This is a genomic window from Scandinavium tedordense, assembly GCF_024764965.1.
Taxonomy (GTDB): Bacteria; Pseudomonadota; Gammaproteobacteria; order Enterobacterales; family Enterobacteriaceae; genus Scandinavium; species Scandinavium tedordense.
On the sequence record NZ_JALIGG010000018.1, the window covers coordinates 1 to 443 of the forward strand.

1 protein-coding gene is annotated in these 443 nt (G+C 32.3%); it reads right to left on the reverse strand.

All coding sequences use genetic code 11. The annotated features are described in order from the left end of the window. Positions 1–263: 263 nt before the first annotated feature. Positions 264–443: hypothetical protein (locus MUU46_RS00085; RefSeq protein ID WP_258964441.1), on the reverse strand; the 180-nt coding region annotated here is incomplete at its 5' end.

Genomic DNA, 443 nt, shown 5'->3' on the forward strand with positions numbered 1-443 from the left:
TTTATGTGCTGCTAAATTTATTTTAAATAGATTATTATTCTATTTTTATATTTTTCAAGCAGCACACAAAACGCATGGATCGGTTGTTAGTCAATCATGATATGACAATCTAAATCATTTGTTTTCATATCTAGTTTGATATCACCGCTTGATTTAAACACTGTAAAAGCCTGGTCTAAATTCCTAGAAAACGTTTCTAATTCTTGTTCATCGAAATTGGGCTTTGGCTTGAAAGTATTAGCTTTATATATCGCTAATTTTCCCTAAATTTTTTGTATGTGTACTTCAATTTTATAGACGTTATTTTGATAGAGAAATAAATATCTATCACACATAAAATCATTCAAATCGTTCGGTATCTCATTGTCTGCCCCTGTAAAAGTCAAATAGCTTTTTTGCTCTCTATCCACCGCCCAAACGCCATACCTGCCACTGCTTAGGGG